20 protein-coding genes and 2 pseudogenes are annotated in these 19977 nt (G+C 69.3%); 13 read left to right on the forward strand and 9 right to left on the reverse strand.

The window, feature by feature from the left end; genetic code table 11:
* Both ACF1AL_RS35330 and ACF1AL_RS35335 read left to right on the forward strand, forming a co-directional pair.
* Positions 1-138: pseudogene (locus ACF1AL_RS35330) on the forward strand (aldehyde dehydrogenase); the annotation flags it as partial.
* A gap of 419 nt (positions 139-557) precedes the next feature.
* The gene (locus tag ACF1AL_RS35335) at positions 558-878 is read left to right on the forward strand and encodes a DUF6191 domain-containing protein (protein ID WP_391780767.1); all 321 of its coding nucleotides are present in this window, start codon (positions 558-560) and stop codon (positions 876-878) included.
* Positions 879-962: 84 nt separating this feature from the next.
* Here ACF1AL_RS35335 and ACF1AL_RS35340 read toward each other — a convergent pair whose 3' ends face one another.
* A complete protein-coding gene (locus ACF1AL_RS35340) occupies positions 963-1655 on the reverse strand; it encodes a response regulator (RefSeq protein ID WP_391780768.1) in 693 nt (230 codons plus the stop codon).
* Positions 1652-2860, reverse strand: a complete 1209-nt coding sequence (locus ACF1AL_RS35345) for a sensor histidine kinase (RefSeq protein ID WP_391780769.1) — start codon at positions 2858-2860, stop codon at positions 1652-1654. The genes ACF1AL_RS35340 and ACF1AL_RS35345 overlap by 4 nt, the downstream gene beginning before the upstream one ends.
* A gap of 131 nt (positions 2861-2991) precedes the next feature.
* On the opposite strand from ACF1AL_RS35345, the gene ACF1AL_RS35350 reads away from it, so the two are divergent.
* The 4 genes from ACF1AL_RS35350 to ACF1AL_RS35365 all read left to right on the forward strand — a co-directional run bounded on the left by ACF1AL_RS35350 (position 2992) and on the right by ACF1AL_RS35365 (position 6411).
* The gene (locus tag ACF1AL_RS35350; RefSeq protein WP_391780770.1) at positions 2992-3321 is read left to right on the forward strand and encodes a hypothetical protein; all 330 of its coding nucleotides are present in this window, start codon (positions 2992-2994) and stop codon (positions 3319-3321) included.
* A complete protein-coding gene (locus ACF1AL_RS35355) occupies positions 3318-4055 on the forward strand; it encodes a hypothetical protein (protein ID WP_391780771.1) in 738 nt (245 codons plus the stop codon). Before ACF1AL_RS35350 ends, ACF1AL_RS35355 begins: the two co-directional genes overlap by 4 nt.
* Before the next feature lie 233 nt (positions 4056-4288).
* The gene (locus ACF1AL_RS35360; RefSeq protein WP_391780772.1) at positions 4289-5437 is read left to right on the forward strand and encodes a serine hydrolase domain-containing protein; all 1149 of its coding nucleotides are present in this window, start codon (positions 4289-4291) and stop codon (positions 5435-5437) included.
* Between the two features lie 515 nt (positions 5438-5952).
* Positions 5953-6411, forward strand: a complete 459-nt coding sequence (locus ACF1AL_RS35365; RefSeq protein WP_391661399.1) for a hypothetical protein — start codon at positions 5953-5955, stop codon at positions 6409-6411.
* Between the two features lie 148 nt (positions 6412-6559).
* Here the strand turns inward: ACF1AL_RS35365 and ACF1AL_RS35370 are convergent, their stop codons facing one another.
* The gene (locus tag ACF1AL_RS35370) at positions 6560-6931 is read right to left on the reverse strand and encodes a VOC family protein (RefSeq protein ID WP_391780773.1); all 372 of its coding nucleotides are present in this window, start codon (positions 6929-6931) and stop codon (positions 6560-6562) included.
* 192 nt (positions 6932-7123) lie between these two features.
* The gene (locus tag ACF1AL_RS35375; protein ID WP_384214600.1) at positions 7124-8011 is read right to left on the reverse strand and encodes a prohibitin family protein; all 888 of its coding nucleotides are present in this window, start codon (positions 8009-8011) and stop codon (positions 7124-7126) included.
* 349 nt (positions 8012-8360) lie between these two features.
* Here ACF1AL_RS35375 and ACF1AL_RS35380 point away from each other — a divergent pair, with 349 nt between their 5' ends.
* Positions 8361-11123, forward strand: coding sequence for a tetratricopeptide repeat protein (locus tag ACF1AL_RS35380; RefSeq protein WP_391780774.1), 2763 nt, complete (start codon positions 8361-8363; stop codon positions 11121-11123).
* A gap of 4 nt (positions 11124-11127) precedes the next feature.
* On the opposite strand, the gene ACF1AL_RS35385 is transcribed toward ACF1AL_RS35380, so the two are convergent.
* A complete protein-coding gene (locus ACF1AL_RS35385) occupies positions 11128-11430 on the reverse strand; it encodes a hypothetical protein (RefSeq protein WP_391828561.1) in 303 nt (100 codons plus the stop codon).
* 391 nt (positions 11431-11821) lie between these two features.
* Between ACF1AL_RS35385 and ACF1AL_RS35390 the strand changes: the two genes are divergently transcribed.
* The 3 genes and pseudogenes from ACF1AL_RS35390 to ACF1AL_RS35400 form a co-directional block, all read left to right on the forward strand.
* Positions 11822-12391 (forward strand): GNAT family N-acetyltransferase, encoded by a 570-nt coding sequence (locus ACF1AL_RS35390; RefSeq protein WP_391780776.1) that lies wholly within the window; start codon positions 11822-11824, stop codon positions 12389-12391.
* Positions 12392-12509: 118 nt separating this feature from the next.
* Positions 12510-13019 carry a DinB family protein gene (locus ACF1AL_RS35395; RefSeq protein ID WP_391780777.1) on the forward strand — a complete coding sequence of 170 codons (510 nt, stop codon included), beginning with the start codon at positions 12510-12512 and terminating at the stop codon, positions 13017-13019.
* 65 nt (positions 13020-13084) lie between these two features.
* Positions 13085-13198, forward strand: a pseudogene (locus ACF1AL_RS35400) (IS982 family transposase); the annotation flags it as partial.
* A gap of 278 nt (positions 13199-13476) precedes the next feature.
* Here the strand turns inward: ACF1AL_RS35400 and ACF1AL_RS35405 are convergent.
* Positions 13477-14133 carry a TetR/AcrR family transcriptional regulator gene (locus ACF1AL_RS35405; RefSeq protein WP_391780778.1) on the reverse strand — a complete coding sequence of 219 codons (657 nt, stop codon included), beginning with the start codon at positions 14131-14133 and terminating at the stop codon, positions 13477-13479.
* A gap of 175 nt (positions 14134-14308) precedes the next feature.
* Between ACF1AL_RS35405 and ACF1AL_RS35410 the strand changes: the two genes are divergently transcribed.
* Together ACF1AL_RS35410 and ACF1AL_RS35415 are read left to right on the forward strand one after the other, a co-directional pair.
* Positions 14309-15340 carry a medium chain dehydrogenase/reductase family protein gene (locus ACF1AL_RS35410; protein WP_391780779.1) on the forward strand — a complete coding sequence of 344 codons (1032 nt, stop codon included), beginning with the start codon at positions 14309-14311 and terminating at the stop codon, positions 15338-15340.
* A 94-nt stretch (positions 15341-15434) separates the two neighbouring features.
* Positions 15435-16202, forward strand: a complete 768-nt coding sequence (locus tag ACF1AL_RS35415; protein ID WP_391780780.1) for an ester cyclase — start codon at positions 15435-15437, stop codon at positions 16200-16202.
* A gap of 434 nt (positions 16203-16636) precedes the next feature.
* Here ACF1AL_RS35415 and ACF1AL_RS35420 read toward each other — a convergent pair whose 3' ends face one another.
* The 3 genes from ACF1AL_RS35420 to ACF1AL_RS35430 are packed head-to-tail and all read right to left on the reverse strand — an operon-like array spanning position 16637 to position 18893.
* On the reverse strand, positions 16637-17194 hold the full coding sequence (locus tag ACF1AL_RS35420; RefSeq protein ID WP_391780781.1) for a CGNR zinc finger domain-containing protein: 558 nt from the start codon (positions 17192-17194) through the stop codon (positions 16637-16639).
* A gap of 35 nt (positions 17195-17229) precedes the next feature.
* Entirely contained in the window at positions 17230-18423 is a 1194-nt protein-coding gene (locus tag ACF1AL_RS35425; RefSeq protein WP_391780782.1) for a MalY/PatB family protein, read from the reverse strand.
* The gene (locus ACF1AL_RS35430) at positions 18420-18893 is read right to left on the reverse strand and encodes a DinB family protein (protein WP_391780783.1); all 474 of its coding nucleotides are present in this window, start codon (positions 18891-18893) and stop codon (positions 18420-18422) included. Before ACF1AL_RS35430 ends, ACF1AL_RS35425 begins: the two co-directional genes overlap by 4 nt.
* Positions 18894-19231: 338 nt before the next feature.
* Here ACF1AL_RS35430 and ACF1AL_RS35435 point away from each other — a divergent pair, with 338 nt between their 5' ends.
* Complete coding sequence (locus ACF1AL_RS35435; RefSeq protein ID WP_391780784.1) at positions 19232-19939, forward strand: DUF4232 domain-containing protein; 708 nt, start codon at positions 19232-19234, stop codon at positions 19937-19939.
* The last annotated feature ends 38 nt before the right edge of the window (positions 19940-19977 follow it).

A 19977-nucleotide genomic window follows, 5' to 3' on the forward strand; every position in this document is an offset into this window, starting at 1 on the left:
AAGCCGAGCTTCGTCGTCTCCCACGAACTCGGCCTCGACGAGGCCCCCACCGCCTACGAGCACTTCGACGCCCGTGACGAGGGCTGGACCAAGGTGGTCCTGCATCCCGACGGACACGGCAACGGGAAGAAGCGGTAAAGGATCCGGGGCCGCCGGCCGCCTGCTCCCCGGGACCGGCCGGCCGACAAGTGGCGTCCGGTCCCCGCCTCGGCGGGGACCGGCCAGGCTGTTGTCGCCTGCGCTCCTGTCACCCGGCAGCGGCGATCGGCCTGTCCGGCTCGGTAGGACGGAGAGCTGCGGTCAAGGAACGGCTTGACGTGCCCTGGTCCCGACCGACGACTGCCGGGAGGACGCTCTGTGTGAGGTGTGCGGACACACGGCCGGCAGGGCGGAGGCCCTGCGCGAGGGGTGCGCCGCGACACTCCTGCGCTGCCGGTGCGGTGACCTGACCCGGACGGGGCGCCCCCTACGCCCTGTGACTAGGGACATATGGCGCATCATGGTTCAACACGCCGCATGCCTTGCGGCATCGCCCTGAAGACGCCGATCCTTGGGTCGTGGAGTTTGCCGTCTTCATGACCTTGCCCGGACTGGTCATCGTTCTGACCATCCTGGCCTTCGCGGATCAGCTGCTGCTCCGTGCTGGGCGGGCCGGTCTGTTGCCGTGGCGGAACAGCGCCCGGCAGGGCCAGATATCGGCGACCGGCTTTGAGCAGCTTCACGCGAGCTTCTCGCCGGGCAAGCACAACGAACTCAAGGAGCGGCAGTCCGCCCTGGTCATGCGGGACGACGAGGAAGACGGGGCACCGCCGCACCGGACGACGGTAGACCTCGATGGCGGGGTGGCGGTCGTCCGGATGCCGCAGGCCGGCCAGTAGAACGCCGCCCAGTACCGGGAAAGCGCTCCTGGCACGATCTTGCAAGTGGCCGTCCGCGATCGGCGAAGTGCCATCAGAAGCGGCTCAGGAGTTCTGCTGCGCCTGGAAGACCATGAGCGCCAGCTGGACCCGGTTGTCCAGGCCGGTCTTGGTGAGCGCGCGGGAGATGTGGGTCTTGACTGTGCCCTCGCTCATGAAGAGTGCTTTCGCGATGGTCGCGTTGGAGGCGCCTTCGGCGACCGCTTCGGCGACGGCGCGTTCTCGATCGGTGAGCGCCTCCAGTGTCCGCCGAGCTTTGGCGCTGGTGGAGTCGTTGGCTGTGCGGGTGTGGCGTGCCACGAGTTGGCGGGTGATCGTTGCCGAGAACGCTGATTCCCCCGACGCGGCAAGGTGGATCGCGTGGCAGAGCTCTTGCGGCGCGACATCTTTGAGCAGATAGCCGCTCGCGCCGGCCTGCAATGCGTCGAGGACATGTGTGTCCAGATGGAAGGTGGTCAGCATCAACACCGCGACCGACGGCACCGCCGCACGGACACGGCGAGTGGCCTCGACGCCGTTCATCTCCGGCATCTGCAGGTCCATCAGCACGACATCGGGGCGGTGCCGCGTTGCCGCGATGACGGCCTCGGCTCCGCCGGATGCCTCGGCGACGATGGTGATGGCGGGGTCCACCGACAGGACCATCGACAGCCCGGTGCGGACCATCGCGTCGTCGTCGACGATGAGCACCGACGTGGGTGCGCCGTGGGTGCTGCTGGAAGGCGGAGAGCTGGTCATCGCAGGGGCACTCTCGCAGACAGTCGGAACTCGTGGGTGTTCTCACCGCGGTCGACGACCTCGTGCTCGACGACGCCTCCCACCGCGGCGATCCGTTCGACGAGACCGCTCAGCCCGGCGCCGGTCCCGGGCAACGCTGACTCGCCTTCTTCGATCGGATTGGTGATCGCGATGAGGGCATCACTGCCCTCGCGGCGAACATTCACCGTGACCAGTGCGCCAGGGGCGTGCTTGCGCGCGTTGGTCAGCCCTTCTTGCACGACGCGGTAGATGTGCTCGGCATTCGGGGATTCCCGCAGTGCGGCTGCGCCGCCGGTGTTACCGCTGTTGTCGGGCAGATCAAGGCGCGCGACGATCAACTGACCGGCTTGTCTGGCTTCGTCGATCAATCCCGCAACGGTGTGCTCGTGCTCGGAGCCTTGCGGTGTCACGACGGTGCCGTCGCGCAGGATGCCGATCACGGTGCGTAGCTCGTCGAGCGCACTGATCGCGGTCGTGCGAATCGTCTCTGCTGTTGCGCCGACATCCCTGGCGTTGTCCCCGGCGACCGCGAGCCCGCCGGCGTAGAGCGCGATCAGCGAGATGTAGTGCGCGACCGAGTCGTGCATGTCCCGGGCGATTCTGGCGCGCTCGGCCATCTGGATCTGTTCCGCACGCTGCTCTCGCTCGCGCTCGATACGGGCTGCTCTGTCCCGGTAGACCGCGACCAGGTCCTGCTGCTTTTGCTGCAGTGCGCCCCAGGCCACGACGGCGAGGGCGATCGCGGTGTTGACCACCACGGTGAGGCTCAGCGCGGAGTTGGCCGGATACAGCAGCCAGAAGACCAGGCCGCCGGCGATGTCGGCCAGCGCCACGACGAATGCTTGTTCGGTGCGCCGGGTGCGTGCCACGGCGAACAGAGCCACGTAGTTCGCCACACCGGCGGTGGCGCAGAACGCCCCGGCGACCGCCAGGACCAGACCGACCGCGACCGGAGCACGATAACGGACCAGCAGCACGAGACTGGCGACGGCGCCGACGCAGATGTCGAGGACACGCCATGCTCCTCCCGGGCGTTGCTCGAGGACCAGGAACAGCAGCGCGAGCCCACCGGCGAGAGAGGAGAGAACGAGCAACGCCGACCGGCCGCGCTCGATCCACGGCCCTCGGAGCACCGGTATCTCGTCGTTGCGGCCGCCGGCGACGGGGAGGGGAGGAGAGGGCACCGGACCACCCTAGACGGCCGGCCTCGACGAAGGAGTCAACGAAAGTCGTAGAGACTGTCGGCCGTTCGTGGACTCGAATCGTCCCGATCGGCAGACGTCCGGCGCCTTGGCCGACCGACATGGTGGAGGGCATGAACACCACACGTCCTCGCCGACACCTGATGACGCTGCTCGGGCTCGACCCGACCGATCAGCGCTCCACGACCCGGCTCCGCTTCGCCGTCACCACGACGGCCGCCTTCGCGACGGCCGTGCAGATCATCGCCTGGCTGTTGATGGGCATCTTCCGCACTCACCTGGACGGTCCGTGGTGGTTGTGGACGCCCGGCAGCGCCCTCCTCGTCAACGCTGCGCTGCTGTCCGTGGACCACGTTCGCGCCCAGTGGCCACGCGCCCGTTCCTCGCACAGCCTCCGGACCGGAAACCTCCGTGCCGACGACGTCACCCGGGAGTCACTGTGACCACGCCATCGACCGCACAGAACCTGCCTGCCTCGCCTCGTCACGCAGCCGGCGCACCGGACCTGCCCAGCACCACGTTCGCCGGCCGGGCAGGGATGGCAGTGGGTGCCCTCTCGGTGCCGATGGTGGCCTTGTACTTCGTCTACTCGGGACCGCCCCCGCAGTGGAACGTCCTGACGCGGAGCCTGCTGACGCTGGTGATCATGGCGGTGCTGACGGCTTTCGGGGTCGCTCTGGAACGCCTGCTTCCCAGGGACGACACGGGCCGGCGCACCATCGTCGGTCAGCTCACCATCGTGTCGCTGCTCACCTACGTCGCGGTGATCCTCTTCGCCACCTCGCTGGAGGCCGGTACTCCCTTGGCCTTCCCGGACCGGGGGATGGACCCGACCACGGACGGCCCTCTGGCGGCCGCCATGGCCTTGGCTCACGGCCCGATCGCACACCTGTGGATCGCGATGTTCTTCCTCGGGTTCGCCCGTGCCGCGCAGCAGTCCACGGCAGGTACGTCACCGGTGGTGCCACGGTGGACCCTGCGCGGTGCCATCGTCGTCGGAGCCATCAACCTCCTGGCCATCCCGTCGCTCTACTTCGGCATGGACGCCACCCACTTCTACGCCGTCAACGGATGGGGTGCGGATGCACTCGTCGGTCTGATCACTCTGGTGTGGGTCGGCTTCATCGGTCTGGGCATCCACCGGGCCGGCAAAAACCGGGCCCGAACGCTGACTTGACGGGTCGGCCTGGTCAGCGGGGGCAGTGGGTGGTCTTCCAGCCCAGTCGCGGCGTTCAGAAGGCTGTTGCTGCGCCACAGTGATGTGTCCGCACCGCCTGCTGCGACCAAGCCAGGCAATCGCTGGCGCATCGAAGGGCCATCAAAGTAGAGCCACCAAGCCTGCCGTCGCCGATGATTCCCCGCCCGCGCGGCAGTCTGTCCTTCGACAGCAATCTCACGGAAGGCCGCCCCATGACGACCTTGTACGACCTGCTCGAAGCTCACGTCCGTGCCGGTTCGCTGCCGGGCGCGGTCGGCCTGGTGGCCCGGGGTGACCAGGTCGAGGTGGCGGCCGTCGGTGCCCAGGACGCCGAGGGCGGCGCCCCGATGGCGAGGGACTCCCTCTTCCGGGTCGCTTCGATCACGAAGTCCGTCACGGCCGCCGCACTGCTGATCCTCGTGGAGGAGGGCAGGGCCGCACTGGACGACCCGGTCGGGACGTGGCTGCCGGAGCTGGAGAGGCCGATGGTCGTCCGCACGCCGGCGAGCCCGGTGGACGACGTGGTGCCGGCCTCCCGGCCCATCACCGTGTTCGACGTGCTGGCCTCCCAGGCCGGATACGGCTTCCCCTCCGACTTCACGCTGCCGGCGGTGCAGGAGCTGTTCACGGTGCAGAAGGACGGCCGTGTGCCGAGCAATTTTCCGCCCGCCGACGAGTGGATGGCGGCGCTCGGCCGCATCCCGCTGCTGTACCAGCCGGGCGCTGCCTGGCTGTACGACACCTGCTCCGTGCTGCAAGGGGTGCTGATCTCGCGGATCGCCGGACAGCCACTCCCGGACTTCCTCGCGGAGCGCATCTTCGAGCCGCTCGGCATGGCGGACACCGGTTTCGAGGTTCCGGCCGCCAAGCGGGACAGGTTCACCAGCTTCTACCGGCCGAGCGGCGACGGCGGCCTGGAACTCGCCGACGGCCCGGACGGGGAGTGGAGCAGCCTGCCCGCGCTGCCGCTGGGCAACGGCGGGCTGGTCTCGACCGCCGACGACTGGCTGGCGTTCTCCCGGATGCTGCTGGCCGGCGGAGTGTCGGCCGGTGGCCGCCAGGTGCTGTCGGCCGACTCCGTACGGATGATGACCACGGACCACACGCAACCGGCGCAGCGCGCCATCGGTCGGCTGTTCCTGGAGGGCCAGGGCTGGGGCTTCGGCGGTTCGGTCGACATCGGCCGGACCAACCCCTGGAACGTGCCAGGCCGTTACGGCTGGGTGGGCGGCACCGGCACAGCCGCGCACGTCGTCCCGGCCACGGGCGCGGTCACCATCCTGCTGACTCAGGTGGCCGCGATGAGCCCCGAGCCGGCACCGGTGATCAGGGATTTCTGGCAGTACGCGGCGAACGCCTGACACAGCCCCGCCACACGCATCTCACCCGGCGGTCCGGCCCGACCCTCACCGGTGAGCGAACAAAGTGAAACGTATAGGCAAATGTCCGCCTTCAGAGGCTGGCAGATCCGGATCCCGCGGCTGGGGGTGCCGGTTCCCTGTCGGCCTGGCGGTTCAGGCCGAGGACGGCCGGCGAGTGCATGTGCGCCTGCCCAAAGGTCAAGAGCGCCGTGTCCGCCCGCTGACAGGCTCCGACGACAAGGTCCCCGGTTCGATGTGGTGGCGGCGGGTGTCCTGCTACCGCGATGTCAGAACCCGCTGGATCCGCTCGGTAGACAGGTGAGGTGCTCCTGGCTGTGTATGCCGGAGATCGGCTCGCCGCCCGCCTTCACGGCGACGACTGCCGCCGGGGTGAGACGGCCAGCAGCGATCGGGGATCATCGCACCACCCGGCGCATTGCCTGTGTCCCTATCCCGCGATGAAACCGATATGTGTGGAAAAGTAGGGCCTTCCTCCAGTGGAAGGATCTTCTCTCATGCGCCTGACGCGCACTGCTGCACTGACCACTGCCACCGCCCTCGCCCTGCTGCTTCCCGCCGCCGACGCCCACGCCGCCGGCATTGCTTGCGGCGGCTCCGTCTCCACCCAGGGCATCACCGCGAACGGCTGCATCAGCGCCGAAAAGGGCAAGGAAGGACGTGTCTACACCCGTGAGATCAAAGCCCACGTCGTCTTGACCAACACTCGCCCCCGTGCCGCCTACGTCGACTACGAAGCCTTCTTCCGCGTTGTCTCCGGGGGCCACTGGGTCAAGATCGGCGATGGACGCACCCTCGTTCCCCGCCGCACCACGACTGGCCCCGTCGACGTCGGCAGCAGCACCCGCGTCTGCTTCGTCGTCAACGCCAAGGTCGAGATCCGCGTTCACGTGAGACCCGCAGGAGGCGCCTGGAGTAACTGGACCGGTGCCGCGACCTCTCAGTGCCAGACCTGACCGCCGCGGCCGGGCGCTCGCCGTCCCCGTGAAATCCTCAGGCAGAGGCTTTCGCGGGGACGATGTGCTCCGCCAGCACGGGCCTCGACTGTGCCCGGCACCAGAAACGACGTCCGAAGGGTTCGGCTGCTGTTCACTGGAAGCGAGATCAGCCTTTGGCCGTCAGACAGAACGGATGCCCGGCTGGATCGATCAGGACGCGCCAGCGATCTTCATTGGGCTGGTACTCGGGCTTGCTTGCCCCCAGATCCAGGAGCCATGCCTCAGCCTCGTCCAGGTCGTCGACATCGAAGTCGAAGTGGAACTGCTGGGGGACGGTTTGGTCGGGCCAGCGGGGAGCCCGGTAGTCATCGACCCGCTGGAAACCGATGAAGAGTCCGTCCGGGTGGTTGAGACCGGCAAAGTCGGCGTCGGACTTCGGATGCGGTTCGAGGCCGGTGGCCTGCTGATAGAACGCAGCCAGCGCCAGGGGGTCTGAGCAGTCGAGTGTGATCGCGGACAGCTTCATCTGCGGTGGCATGGCAGCTCCGGACCGGTCGGTGACTCTCGCGATGTCACACACTAATGGGCCACTGCAGACCAGCTGAACGCACGCGTCCGAGGCAGAAGGGCACCCCTTCACCAGCGGGTTCACCATGGCGGTGCCTTGGGAATACGCGAACCCGCTGGTCTCTGAGTACTTCGTCGGTGCCTGCCCGACCCACGCCTGGTGTCACCTCTTGCCGCTGTCCACGATCACTGGTGTGCCGTTGGCGTTCGTGCCGCAGGGGACCGCGTAGACCGGGTTGGCCTTGGCGGCCTCCTTGTAGGCCTCCAGGCACTGGTTGTACAGCACCTTGTCGCTGAGCGAGCGTTCGATGATCTTGTTGGCGGCGGCGATGCCCTCCGCCTCGATCCGCTTGCGTTCCGCCTCCGCCTTCGCCGTACGCGCCGCCTCCGTGGCCCGCTCGGTGGCCTGCTCCTGCTGTATCTTCTTGTCGATCTGATCCTGCAGCTTGTCCGACGGCCGCACATTGCGCAGGTTGACGGTGGTGACATCGATCCCGCGCGGCGCCAGACGCTCCTTGACGAGCCCGGCGATCTCGGAGCCGATCTGCTCGCGCGCGGAGGCGTACCCCTCCTCGCTGGTGTGCTTGGCGAAGACGTTGCGGATGATCTCGCGGGCGTCCGGCAGTACCAGCCGCTGCTCGACGGCCTCCTCGCTGCCAGCCAGCCGGTACAGCTCAACCGCCCTCGCCGGCACCACGGCCCACTTGATGGTGACGTCGGCGTACAGCACACCGCCCTGCGAGGAGCGCACCTCGACGACGTCCTTGCCGTTGAGATCGAGATCGACCGGGCGGGTCGAGAAAGACGTGACATCCGTGAAGGGCGACTTGAAGTGCACGCCGGACGTCAGCGGCGTACCGATCTTCCCGAAGGTGACCGGGACGCCGACCTCGTAGGCACTCACGACATGCACACAGGCGAACGTCGCCGCCAGCAGCCCCGCCACGCCGCTGAGTGCCGCCCCGAGTTTCCAGCTCGTCACCTCCCGGTGCCGGCCGACGAGAAAGAGGACGACGGCCGCTATGAGCAGCACGATGGACAGCACGAACACAGGTGATCCCCCTCAAGAAACGTTCCCGCGTCCCTGGGACGCGACCCCGGCGCGCATCCTAGCGACCGCGGGTGACACCTATACCTCACCGCTGTTCACCCGTGATACGGGTAAGCGAGCACGAGATCACCCTCATCCGGCGACTGGCCACGACAGAGGCCGCAGGGGACCAGCCAGAAGCATGGGGGAGCAATGGGCGGGCGGTGGGCGGAAGACGGCAATATCCGGGGTGCGGTGCTCCCTGACCCTGTCATGCTCGACCTGTTACAAGTGGCCCCTCTGCAACACCTTGGCGTGAGGCGGCCCTTGAGCAGTCTCCCGGCGTTCGGGCAGCGAAGGAGGGCCGTAGGTGGCCGAGCACAGAACCGGTGATCCCCGGCTCGTCTTCGCGGCGGAGCTGACCCGGCTGCGTCGCCGACTGCCGGATGTGTCGGACGAGACCCTGGCCCGGCGGGCCAGCGCGGTGGTGCTGCCGTCCGGGCGCCGGTTCGCCGTCAACGCGCGCCGACTGGGCGAATGGACCAGCGGTCAGTCGGTACCGCGCCAGTTCGAGGCCGTGATGGCCTTGGTGCGGGCCATCGAGGAGGCGACGGGGGGTGCCACGGCTGACCGGACCACGGTGGCGCGCTGGCAAGGCCTGTGGCGCGCCGCACGCGAACACCGCAGCAGCCTCTCCGTCAACGGATTGCCGGAGCAGACCACAGTGCAGCCGTACCGGAAGGGAGGGCCGATCATCATCGGCCGTCCGCCGAGTGACGCCGCCGCACTGCGACGGCGCGACGAGTTCGCCGAACGCATTGACGAGTACCTGGCGGACGATTCCGTACGGGGGGTTCTCCTCACCGGTGCGGGTGGCGTCGGCAAGTCGCAGCTGGCCGCGGCGGCGTTCCACCGTGCCAAGCGGCGAACCGAGTTGCTGCTGTGGGCGCCCGCCGGCAACCGCGCGTCCATCCTGGACGGTTACGCCCGCGCTTGGCGCGCGCTCTCGCGAGCCAGCGTCACCGGTGACGGCGCAAACCCCGCCGCCGACCCCGGCAGCGACGACGAGACGCAGTCCGACCTGTTCCTCGCATGGCTGCGGTCGACCGGGACTTCCTGGCTCGTGGTGCTCGACGACGTGGACGACATCGCAGAAGTAGCCGGGCTGTGGCCGGTGGGCGAGGCCGGTCGGACCGTCGTCACGACTCGTCGGCGGGATGCGACACTGCTGCGCCCCGGTGTCCGCGTCATCCCGGTCGGCGTGTTCACTGCCGAGGAGGCCATCGAGTATCTGACGGACCGGCTGTCGCTGGATCCGGACCCCGCCGCCGGGCCACACGGGCTTCCGGAACACCGTCCGGAGGACCTGGCCACCCTCGCCGCGGTGCTCGGGCGCTTTCCGCTCGCCCTGTCCCAGGCGGCGGCCTTCCTCATCGACTCAGGCATGGACCTGCCCTCGTATCTCGGTCTGCTGACCGACGAGCGGGAGAGCCTCGCCGCTCTGTTCCCGTCGTCGTCCCCCGCCGACGAGCACGACGGTACGGTGACGAGCACCCTCCAACTCGCCCTCCGGCGGGCGGAGTCACTGGCTCCGCCCGGGACCGCCCGTGCCATGCTCGAGCTGATCTCCGTGCTGGCGCCCGACGGCGTTCCGGAAGCCGTCCTGCTCGGCCCGGCGGCCCGCGCCTGGCTCGACCGTGCCCTCTCCCCGCAGGGCGAGCTCTCCGAGCGGGGCGACCTCGCTGAGCCGGACTCGTTCGCCGAACGGGGCACACTCCCGGCGCGAAGCAACCTCCTCGCCCTGCGCGCCCTGCACCGGTTGAGCCTCCTCACCCACCGGGGACCGTCCGGCCCGGCCGTCGTCGATGTGCATTCGCTCGTCCAGCGGGCGGTCCGCTACGGGATGACAGTGGACCGGCGCGCGCGAGTCGTCGTGGGAGCGGCCGATGCCCTCGAAGAGGCGTGGTCCGCGCCCGACTGCTCGCCCGAGACGACAACCGCGCTGTACCGCTGCGCCGAAGCACTGCTGACGCACGCCGACGATCACCTCTGGCACGACGGCGACATGCACCGGCTGCTCCGCAGACTGGGGCCACACCTGGCCGGCCTCGGCCGCCACGACGCGGCACGGACCATGACGATGCACCTCGCCGACCGGGCCCGGCGTCGACTCCCCGCCGGCCATCGGGATCTGCTGACGCTGCGGGCTCAGGTGGCCCAGGCCGAAGGTGATCTGGGGAACGCCGCGGCCGCCGCACGGCTGCTGGCGGACCTCCGGCGCGAGGCGGAGGACAGTCTCGGTCCGACCGACCCGGACACCCTGTCCATCCGGCTGCACGAGGCTCGTCTCCGGATGGAGTCGGGTCTGATCACCTCCGCACTCTCCGACTTCATCACGCTGGCCGCCGAGGCGCGAGCGGTGCTCGGCGTGGGCGATTCCCTGGTGACGGCCGCCGAGGAGCACGTCGCCCTGTGCCGAGGCCTGTCCGGGGACGCCGACGGAGCCCGCGAGGCCTATGCCGCACTGGCGCGGCACCTGGAACGCAGCCTCGGACCACGGCACCCGTCCACGCTGCGGGTGCTCGCCGACCTCAGCCGGTGGATCGGGGAGACAGGTGACGTGCACTCCGCCGTCGCCACATTCCAGAAAGCGGTGGACGGACTGGCCTCCGTCCTCGGCCGACTGCACCACGACACTCTCATCGCCCGGCACAACCTCGCCTACTGGCACGGGATCGCCGGAGAGCACGACCTGGCGATCGAGCAGTTCCTCACCGCGGCCGACGACGCCGAACTCGCGCTGGGCAGTGAGCACCCCACCACGCTGACCTGCCACACGAACCTCGCCTTCTGGCGCGGTGTCGCCGGAGACACCGCCGCGGCAGTGGAACAACTCGAGCGGCTTCGGCGAACAGTCGAGCAGGTCTTCGGCGCCGATCATCCCCGCTCCCTGCGCATCCGCCAGCAGCGGGCCGAACTGCTGTACCGCAGTGGAGACCACGTCACCGCGATGGACCAACTCGCCACCGTTCTGGCCGACATGGTCCGGCTCCAGGGCGCCCACCATCCGCGCACCCGGGAGGCCGAGCACCTTCTGGCTGACTGGTCGCGAGAACAGAGCACCGGCCGGTAGAACCTCACGCCGGTTCGAGGCCGGCCTCCACCGCCCGGCGGCGACGAACGGACACCAGCACCGCGCCGCCCCCCGCCGCGAGCACCGCGCCGCCGACAGCGGTCGCGATATTCAGGCGCTCGCGGCTCTCGATACGGTGCAGGTCGTCGAGCGCCAGCTCACGATCCTGGTCCGTCTGTGCGAGGTCCATACGGTGCTCGGCCAGCTTCCGCTCGCCTTTGTCGGCGTATGTCCACACGCTCAACACCGCGATCAGGACCCCCACGGTGATCATGAGAACGCCCACCACGGGCATGGTTCTGCGCATGATGCCTCCCTGTCAGCGGGCACCTGAAGGTGCCTCGGCAGCGCCTGGATGCGGGTGAACATAGGCGCCCGGCCCGGCCGCCGTCTCCCGCCGAACCCGGCGGCACGCGCATCGGCCCAGGCCGGACACCGGGCAGCAGATCCCCGCTCCGGCCCGGACCGGGGGCGCCGGCGGCATGACTCGGTCATGCCCCGCCAGGACTGTCGGACGCGCAGACTGTCCTGCGTGTCAGGGGCCTGCCAGGAGCGGGGCAGTGAACAACTCCTGGTGCCGCGCCTCGTGGTGGAGGGGGCCGTTGGGCGCTGTAAAACGCGTGGCTCCCCGTCAGCCGTGATGCGACGATCATTTCCGCGTCCTTGATCCGCATCCGCATCCGCATCGGGAGGTCCGTATGGACGTCACCTCGTTGCTGCCGTTGATCACGCCCCGGTTGTCGCTGCGTCTGTTCACTCCCGGCGACGCCGACGACCTGTACGCCTACCAGAGCCTGCCGAGCGTGGCGCGCTACTTGTACCGGCCGCCGCACACCCGGGAGCGCAGTGAGCAGGTGGCGGCCGAGCGCGCGGCGCACTCGGTTTGGTGCGCCGACGGGGACAAGCTGGCGCTTGCTGTGTGCCGACGCGATGAGCCCGGCGTCCTCGGCGAGGTGACGCTCACCCTGGCCAATACCCGTGCCGCCCAGGCCGAGATCGGCTGGACCATCGCCCCACGTCACCAGGGGCACGGCTATGCGACAGAGGCGGCCAAGGCGCTGGCCGGGTTCGCCTTCGACAGGCTGGGCGTGCACCGGCTCTACGCACGGCTGGATGTGGAGAACACCGGGTCCGTGCGGGTCTGCGAGCGCCTTGGGATGCGTCGGGAGGCGCACCTGGTCGAGAACGACCTCGACGGGGATCGCTGGGGGAGTGAGTACATCTACGCTGCGCTGGCCGCGGACATCGGCGGTCAAGCGGGCAGGTGAACCCGGCGCCGCCTCCTGTTCGTGATGTTCCGTCAGATCCGTTGACAGTCCACGCCTGGGGCAGCCGACGGGAGGGGATACTGGCCCTCCACGCAGGCACGGATGAGGAGACCAACCAGTGACCAGCGACAAGCGCATAGGACCGCCCAGTTTCGGCAGCGAGCGCGAGATGCTGCGGGCTTTCCTCGACTACCACCGCGCGACCCTCGCTATGAAGTGTGAAGGGCTCACCGACGAGGAGCTGCGACGGCAGGCAATGCCGCCGTCCACGCTTTCGCTGCTGGGTCTGGTGCGGCACATGGCGGAGGTGGAGCGTGCTTGGTTCCGTCGAGTGTTCGAGGACCACGACGCGCCCATGGTCTGGTCCGACAAGATTGACTTCCAGGCAGCGTACGACGCAAGCGCGTCGACCAGGGACGAGGCGTTCACGGCCTGGGAGGCCGAGGTGGAGAACTCGCGTCGTATCGAGCGGGAGGCGGAGTCCCTGGACCAGGCCGGGTATCAGCCCCGTTGGGGCGAGGAGGTGTCGCTGCGGATGGTGATGGTGCACGTGCTCCTGGAGTACGGCCGCCACAACGGGCACGCAGACCTTCTGCGGGAGGGGATCGACGGGACCGTGGGCGCCTGACTCCGCAGGAGACGTCAATCTCCAAATGCTGAAATAGCCGCGAAGGCGAGACGAGCGGCCCGCGGAGACATCGCGGCCGCGCCCCCGGCGGCGTGGCCGTCCGCGTCCTGCAGCGCAGCCTCGCTCTCACCGCCGCCGTCTGGCACAACGACCACACGGGACAACCCGTCCTGCACTCGTCCCCTCCTCGGCGCCCCTGCACGACTTGGGAGCCGCCGGTTCCGGCCGGCGCATCGGTCACGGCCATGGCGACGTCCTGGATGACTGCGGGCGGCGGCCAGGTGGAGGTTCAGGTGTCCGGGCTGCACTGGCCAGGATGCGCCGCCTCATGCCGGGGCAGCGGTTTCCACCCGAGCGCGCTGCCGAGCAGCAGCTACTGCTGTGCGGGGACAGCTTGTCCAGACCCGGCGGTGCAGCCGCGCCGGTCGTTGCCGCCGGCCGAGCCTCGGGAGGAGCGCTAGGGGGCGAGGTGGTGCAGTTCGTGGTCGTACAGCTCCGCCGGGTCGAATCCCATGCCGGTGAAGTGGCCGGCCAGTTCCAGGGAGAGGATGCCGTGCAGGCGGGTCCAGAAGTGCAGGGCGCGGCGCAGGGCGGCCGGGGGTGCGGGGTGGTCGCCTGCCCACTGCCGGTGTTCGGCGAGGTGGGATTCGAGTGAGGTGTCCTGGGCTCCGGCCGCGGCAGGGCCGGCGGGGAGCTGGGCGGCGTCCAGGAGGGCGCCCATGATCTCTGACGCGATCGCGGTGATGTCGTCCGGTGCGTGGTAGCCGGGCACGGGTGTGCCGTAGATGAGGAAGTAGCGCTGGGGGTCGTTGAGGGCCCAGGCGCGCAGGGCGCGCCCGAGGCCGGCGAGATCGGAGCCTGAGGCGGCGGCGGTGCGGATGGTGTCGGCGAGGCTGCGGTAGGCGTCGCGGATCAGTTCGGTGATCAGCTCGTCCCGGCTGGCGAAGTAGCGGTAGAGCGCGGGGCCGCTCATGCCCATCTGTTTGGCGATCGCGTTCAGGGACAGTCCTGGTGCCCCGGCGGCGGCGATCTGCTCCCAGGCGCGTTCCTTGATCTCGGCCCGAAGTTGGGCTCGGTAGCGCTCGCGTGGGGTCTCTTTCCCTGCGATGGCCATGGGCTCACTCCTTCCCTGTCGTGTCCGCCGGTTTCCACGAGCCGGCAGGGCGGCTGGTCGACCGCTTAGTTAGAGCCTATTACGAACGTGCTTGACTGTCACTCAGCAACAGCGTTATAACTTCTAACGAACGCACCTGCCACTAACAGTGCTGGTGGAGTCGAAGGAGGTCGTCATGAACGCTGCTGAGATGGTCGAGGTCGTACTGCCCGGCAAGGTCGAGCCGGAGGAACTGCAGGTGCGCCGGGGAGCCGTGCCGACCGCCGGCCCGGGACAGGTCGTCGTCCGCATGGAAGCCACCGGTGTCTCCTTCGCTGAACAGCAGATGCGCCGGGGCCGCTACTACGACCAGCCGCCCTTCCCGTTTGTCCCCGGCTACGACCTGGTCGGCACCGTGGCGGCGACCGGCGAGGGCGTCGACGCGGATCTGATCCGCACCCGGGTGGCCGTCCTGCTGAAGGTCGGCGGCTGGGCCAGCCACGTGGTCGTCGACGCCGCCGACCTGGTGCCGGTCCCGGAGGGAATCGGCGCGGCGGAGGCGGAGACCGTGGTGATCAACGGCATCACGGCATGGCAGATGCTCCACCGCAAGGCCCGCGTACGCGCCGGGCAGACCGTCCTGGTGCACGGCGCGAACGGGGGAGTGGGCTCCGTCCTGGTCCAGCTCGCACAGGCGGCGGGCGCGCAGGTGATCGGCACCGCCTCCGCACGCCACCATGCCGCCCTCCGCGAAGCGGGCGTGACACCGATCGACTACCGCACCGAGGACATCCCCACTCGCGTCCGTGAACTCGCGCCGGGGGGTGTGGACGCCGTCTTCGACCACGTCGGCGGCCGCAGCATCATCGACTCCTGGCGCCTGCTCGCGCCCGGCGGCACGCTCGTCTCCTACGGCAGCGCCTCCACCCGCGACGACGACGGCTCCAAGCAGTGGCCCGTCCTCAAACTCCTCGGCCGGGTCTGGCTGTGGAACGCCCTGCCCAACCGCCGCCGCGCCTACTTCTTCAACGTCTGGGCCGGCCGCGCCCTGAACCGCCGTCGCTTCCAGAACCGGCTGCGTACCGACCTCACCGAGGTCTTCGAAGCGCTGCGACGCGGTGACATCAGCGCCCGCATCGCTGCCGAACTGCCCCTGACACAGGCCGCGGAGGCGATGCGGCTGGCCGAGTCCGGCACCGTCGCCGGAAAGGTCGTCCTGCACGCCTGACGACCTACGCAGAAACCGGCGCACCACGCGCCCAGTCCCCGCACCTCCCCCCTCGTCACCCGCGCCGCCGGCGCGCCCTCAGGAGAACAGCCCTATGCCCAGACTGCGCACCTCCATCCGGCGTACTCTCACCGCCGCTCTCGTTGCCACGGCCACCCTCGCCACCCCGGCGACCGCCGCTCCGGCCCAGGGCCAGGCGGTCACCCCCACGAGCCGGATCAACTGGAGCTCCTGCTCCGACACGGAGTTCGAGGGAATGCAGTGCGGGACGCTGCGGGTCCCGGTCGACTACGCCCACCCCCGAGCCGGCAGCCTCACCCTCGCCCTGGTCCGCCGCCCCGCCGACGACCGGGACCACCGCCAGGGCACACTTATGCTCAACGACGGAGCCTCCGCCGCCCCGGCCGCTCACTCGGCCACCGACCCGGACCACCGGGTGGCGGCGAAGAACCCGAAGGCGATGCTCGACGCCTGGCTGCGCCTGTGGAACGGCGACCACACCCAGGCGGAGGCCATCATCTCCCCGGCCTTCACCGTCCACGCCGCCCTCCTCGACGGCGGCGACGGCAGCAGCATCCGCGGCGCCGACGGCCTGGTCGCCTGGATCGACCAGACCCGCTCGGCCTTCCCCGACCTGCACTTCGCCCTGCAGATCGACCCCCTGATCGCCGGCCACCACGCCTCCGTGCGCTGGACGGCCACCGGCACCTACGCCGGCGGCTTTCCCGGCGCCAAGGCCCAGCCCGGCACCACCGTCACCTTCACCGGTACCGACACCCTGCGCATCAAGGACGGCAAGTTCGTCGAGTACTGGCTCAATTCCGACACCCTCCAACTCCTCACCCAGCTCCACGCCGTGTGAGCAAGCACCACCCGCGCGCGGCCTCGCCGCCCTCACCGACCGCAGAGCCGGTGAGGGCGGCGCGGCCGCGCACGGGTGGTGTACTCGGCCGCCTCAGGACCGAGCCTTGCCACGCTCTTGGGCCCGTACGCAGGACAGCATGCGCTGGGGTGACGCACGCGGCACCCGACGTCCACCACCGCTGGACAACGAAGGACTCTGGGCGGCCGGTGTCCCGGTGACCGGGACCCGCGTCACCTTCGGCCGCCACGCAAGCAACACGGCTCTTGGCTCGAACGGAGTTCGACGCGGTCGTACAGCAGGCACTGCCGGGATTTTCAACGCTCTGCGAAGCGCTGTGGCACTGGGAAAACGGCGGCAGGGCCTGTTGTACGGATCGACCTGGTGCTGGGCGGCGATGGCCCGTCCGGTGGCAGACGGCGGCCGGGAAGCGGTCAGTGGGCCGCCTGCCGACGCTTCCGGTAGTTGGCCACCTTATGCCGGTTGCCGCACTCGGCCATGCCGCACCAGCGGCGGTTGCCGGACCGTGAGAGGTCCTCGAAGAGACGGGTGCAGTCCTCGTTCGAGCATTCCCGTACCCGGGCGAAGTCGGTGCCGCCCAGCAAGTCGACGGCGTCGCGGGCCACGGCGCCGAGCACCTCGTCGATGCCTCCGGTGGAGACAAGGTGCCCGTTCTCGTCGAGCTGGTGCCTGGGGAGGGGAAGCCGGGCGGCTTCGTTCACCTCGGCGAGCGCTTCCCGTACTTCGCTGTCCGCGTCCGGTGTCAGGGGCCACGCGCTTACCAGCGCGTACACGGCTTCCCTGAGACGGCAGGTTCTTGTCAGGGCACGTGTGTCGAGCGGACCGGGCGCGTCCAGCAGTGCGGCCTGGTGGATCCAGCGTCGCAGGTCTTCGGGGGAGCGCAGCAGTTCGATGCGCCGGCTGCGTCGCCACAGCAAGGTGCCGGCGAGGTCCAGGGACAGCCGCCCGCTGACAAAGACGAAGTCATCCACATTCTCATGGTGCCAGGTGGCCTCCAGCCCTCTTGTCACCGCTCCTGCCCGCCCAGCGCTGCGGTGACACGACCGAGGATCTCCTCCAGTACCCGCTGCGAGGTGGCGAAATTCAGCCGCAGGAATCCTTCAGAGTGCGGGCCGAACGGTTCCCCGCCGTCGAGCAGGACCCGGCCGTTCCTCAGTACCTTCTCCACCGGCGGCTCGGTCAGGCCGAGCGGACGCGTGTCCAGCCACGCCAGGTAGGTGGCCTCGGGCAGGTAGTGGCGGACCAGGGGGAGCCGGTCGCGCAGCACCTCGTGGACGCGTCGGCGATTGCGGTCCAGCACGGTCAGCAGATCACGCTGCCAGGCGTCGCCGTGCTCCCAGGCGGCCAGGGTGGCGACGACACCGAGCGGTGAGACGGTTCCGTACAGGTCCGGGGGTTGTGCATCGCGCAGTGCGAGGAGGCGGTCCGGGCCGTAGTGCGTCACGGCACAGCGGATGGCGGCCAGGTTGAACGCCTTGGTCGCGGAAGTCAACGTGACCGTGCGGCGCGCTGCGTCGTCGGACAGGCTCGCGAAGGGGATGTGCCGGTGGGGGGCGTAGGTCAGCTCGGCGTGGATCTCGTCGCTGATGACGAGCAGGTCGTGCCGACGGGCGATGGCGGCCATCTCGGTGAGCTCGTCGTACGTCAGCGCCCGGCCAGTGGGGTTGTGCGGGTTGACCAGGAGGAGCACTTTGCAGGCGAACCGCCTCACCGCGGTGTCCAGGGCGGCGAAGTCCATGCCCCAGCCATCGTCGGTGTCTTCCATCGGGACGGGAACGATGCGCCGGTTCATCGTCCTCAACGTCGCCAGGAACGGAGGATAGTTGGGGACCTGAACTGCCACCGCGTCGCCCTCGGAGGTCGCGAGATGGAGGACGAGTTGCAGGCACTGGATGAGGTCGGTCTGCTCGCGCACCTGGTGCGCCGACGCGGCCCATCCATAACGCCCGGCCATCCGTTTGGCGAAGGCGGTGCGCAAAGGGCTGCCGTTCGGCCAGTCCGGGTAACCGAGATCGCACCGGTCGACGGCCTCGTGCAGTGCGGCCACCACAGGCGGCGGGGTGGGGAAGTCCATGTCGGCCACCCACGCCGGCAGGACGTCACGTTCGGGGCGGTGCCACTTCACGCTGCCGCGAGCGCGCAGCCAGTCGAGGTCAACGTCGTCGAAGCCAGGAACGCCCCGAGCCGGTGCGGCATTCATGCCGGATCCCCCACTCGCAGCAGATCACGGGTGATCTCCACCTGCCCATGATGCTGGGCCAGTTCCTCCAGTACGTGCAGCTGCACGCCCCGCACGCTCAGGGGACGGTCCGGCCCCTCGAACTCGGCAGGCGGTGCATTGCGCAGCGACTCGGACGGCATCGCCGCGCGCAGGTCCTCCTCCAGACGCGCGAAGAGCGCGTCGACCTCTCTCCGCAGGCGCCGCACGTCCCCCTGCGCCGCGAACTCGGAGGGACGGTCGCGGTCGACGCGGCGCCCCGCGACGATGTGGCCCAGCCAATAGTCGGCCACGCCGATGCAGTGGTACGTGATGGCGTAGGGGGAGTTGGCGCCGGGCAGGGCCGGCGCGGTGTTGCCGAGTTCGTCACCCAGTTCCTCCAGCGCGCCGAGCATCCCGTCGAAGGCGCGGCGAAGGAAATACAGGTATTCGTCGTGCTCGCGCTCGTGCACGGTGCCTCCCTGTCCGTCGGAGGCACCAGCATCGGCAACGGATAGACACCTGTCAAGGTGGTGTCAATTGGAGACCGAATCGCCCCATCGTCGGAGAGTCGCCCACTAAATTTGCGTTCACAACCCGAGAGGTAACTGTCTTAGGTGGTGTCCGTGGATGGATGGTTGACGAGGCGGCCAGCCATCGCACAGGAGCGGGCGTGCTCTGTAACAGCCGTGTGCCGGAGCCGTCGCGAAGAGCCACCGCATCGAACTGATCCGTCGAAGCTCTCGTCGTCCTGATGGAAGAGGCGATCACAAGAGCGCGGTCACGCGCTCGCTGACTGAGGAGACATCCCATGAACCACCGCTTCCGTACCGCGTTCGCCGTGTCCGCCGCCCTTGGCGCCGGGCTCCTTATGACGGCCTGCCAGGGCGGATCCAGTGGCGCTGGCGCCACCCCGGCGAAGACGGTCGGCGATTCGGCGGCAACGGCAACGTCTGCTCCCGCGCCGGCGTCAAGCGCCGGCAAGGCCGGCAAGGCCGGCGATTCCCGCGGCCAGGCGGCGGCCTCCTCCCCGAGCGGTGGCACCACCGGCAGCACTGCCCGCGGTACGGGTTCGGGCCGGGCATCCGACGACAGCGGTGCCGCCGACAAGACCGGGTACGGTCAGAGCTGCGGGTCCAACGACCTGCGTTGGTCGGCCACCTCGATGACGCAGGCCGGCGGTTACATCCGGATCGGTGTCAGCGCCAAGCCCGGCATCACCTGCGTGCTGCCTGCGGGGCTGCCGGTTGTCGCATTCGGCTCCGGGGGCACGCAGGCGCACCCTGCCGAGCAGTCGGCCGGTCCGCAGATCACCCTGAGTGGTGGCAAGACGGTCTACGCCGGTGTCAACCCGAAGACCACGAACAACGACGACGGCACGGAGTACGGCACCGTCATCGTGTCGGTCAGCGACGGAGACCCCCACCCTGTCTCGCTGTCGATCGGGAACACCCTGGTCGACAAGCCCGTCGTGACGAACTGGCACACGAACCCGGCTGACGCCGTTCCCGCGGGCTGAACGACACGGGGAATGCGGGCCGCCCACGCGCTGGCCAT

Source organism: Streptomyces sp. NPDC014801 (assembly GCF_043082085.1).
Lineage (GTDB): Bacteria > Actinomycetota > Actinomycetes > Streptomycetales > Streptomycetaceae > Streptomyces.

Bases quoted from the DNA above. Each gene is read 5' to 3' on its own strand.
- ACF1AL_RS35340 (WP_391780768.1), bottom strand. From the start codon at position 1,655: ATGACCAGCTCTCCGCCTTCCAGCAGCACCCACGGCGCACCCACGTCG.
- ACF1AL_RS35350 (WP_391780770.1), top strand. From the start codon at position 2,992: ATGAACACCACACGTCCTCGCCGACACCTGATGACGCTGCTCGGGCTC.
- ACF1AL_RS35360 (WP_391780772.1), top strand. From the start codon at position 4,289: ATGACGACCTTGTACGACCTGCTCGAAGCTCACGTCCGTGCCGGTTCG.
- ACF1AL_RS35365 (WP_391661399.1), top strand. From the start codon at position 5,953: ATGCGCCTGACGCGCACTGCTGCACTGACCACTGCCACCGCCCTCGCC.
- ACF1AL_RS35370 (WP_391780773.1), bottom strand. From the start codon at position 6,931: ATGCCACCGCAGATGAAGCTGTCCGCGATCACACTCGACTGCTCAGAC.
- ACF1AL_RS35385 (WP_391828561.1), bottom strand. From the start codon at position 11,430: ATGCGCAGAACCATGCCCGTGGTGGGCGTTCTCATGATCACCGTGGGG.
- ACF1AL_RS35390 (WP_391780776.1), top strand. From the start codon at position 11,822: ATGGACGTCACCTCGTTGCTGCCGTTGATCACGCCCCGGTTGTCGCTG.
- ACF1AL_RS35405 (WP_391780778.1), bottom strand. From the start codon at position 14,133: ATGGCCATCGCAGGGAAAGAGACCCCACGCGAGCGCTACCGAGCCCAA.
- ACF1AL_RS35410 (WP_391780779.1), top strand. From the start codon at position 14,309: ATGAACGCTGCTGAGATGGTCGAGGTCGTACTGCCCGGCAAGGTCGAG.
- ACF1AL_RS35415 (WP_391780780.1), top strand. From the start codon at position 15,435: ATGCCCAGACTGCGCACCTCCATCCGGCGTACTCTCACCGCCGCTCTC.
- ACF1AL_RS35425 (WP_391780782.1), bottom strand. From the start codon at position 18,423: ATGAATGCCGCACCGGCTCGGGGCGTTCCTGGCTTCGACGACGTTGAC.
- ACF1AL_RS35435 (WP_391780784.1), top strand. From the start codon at position 19,232: ATGAACCACCGCTTCCGTACCGCGTTCGCCGTGTCCGCCGCCCTTGGC.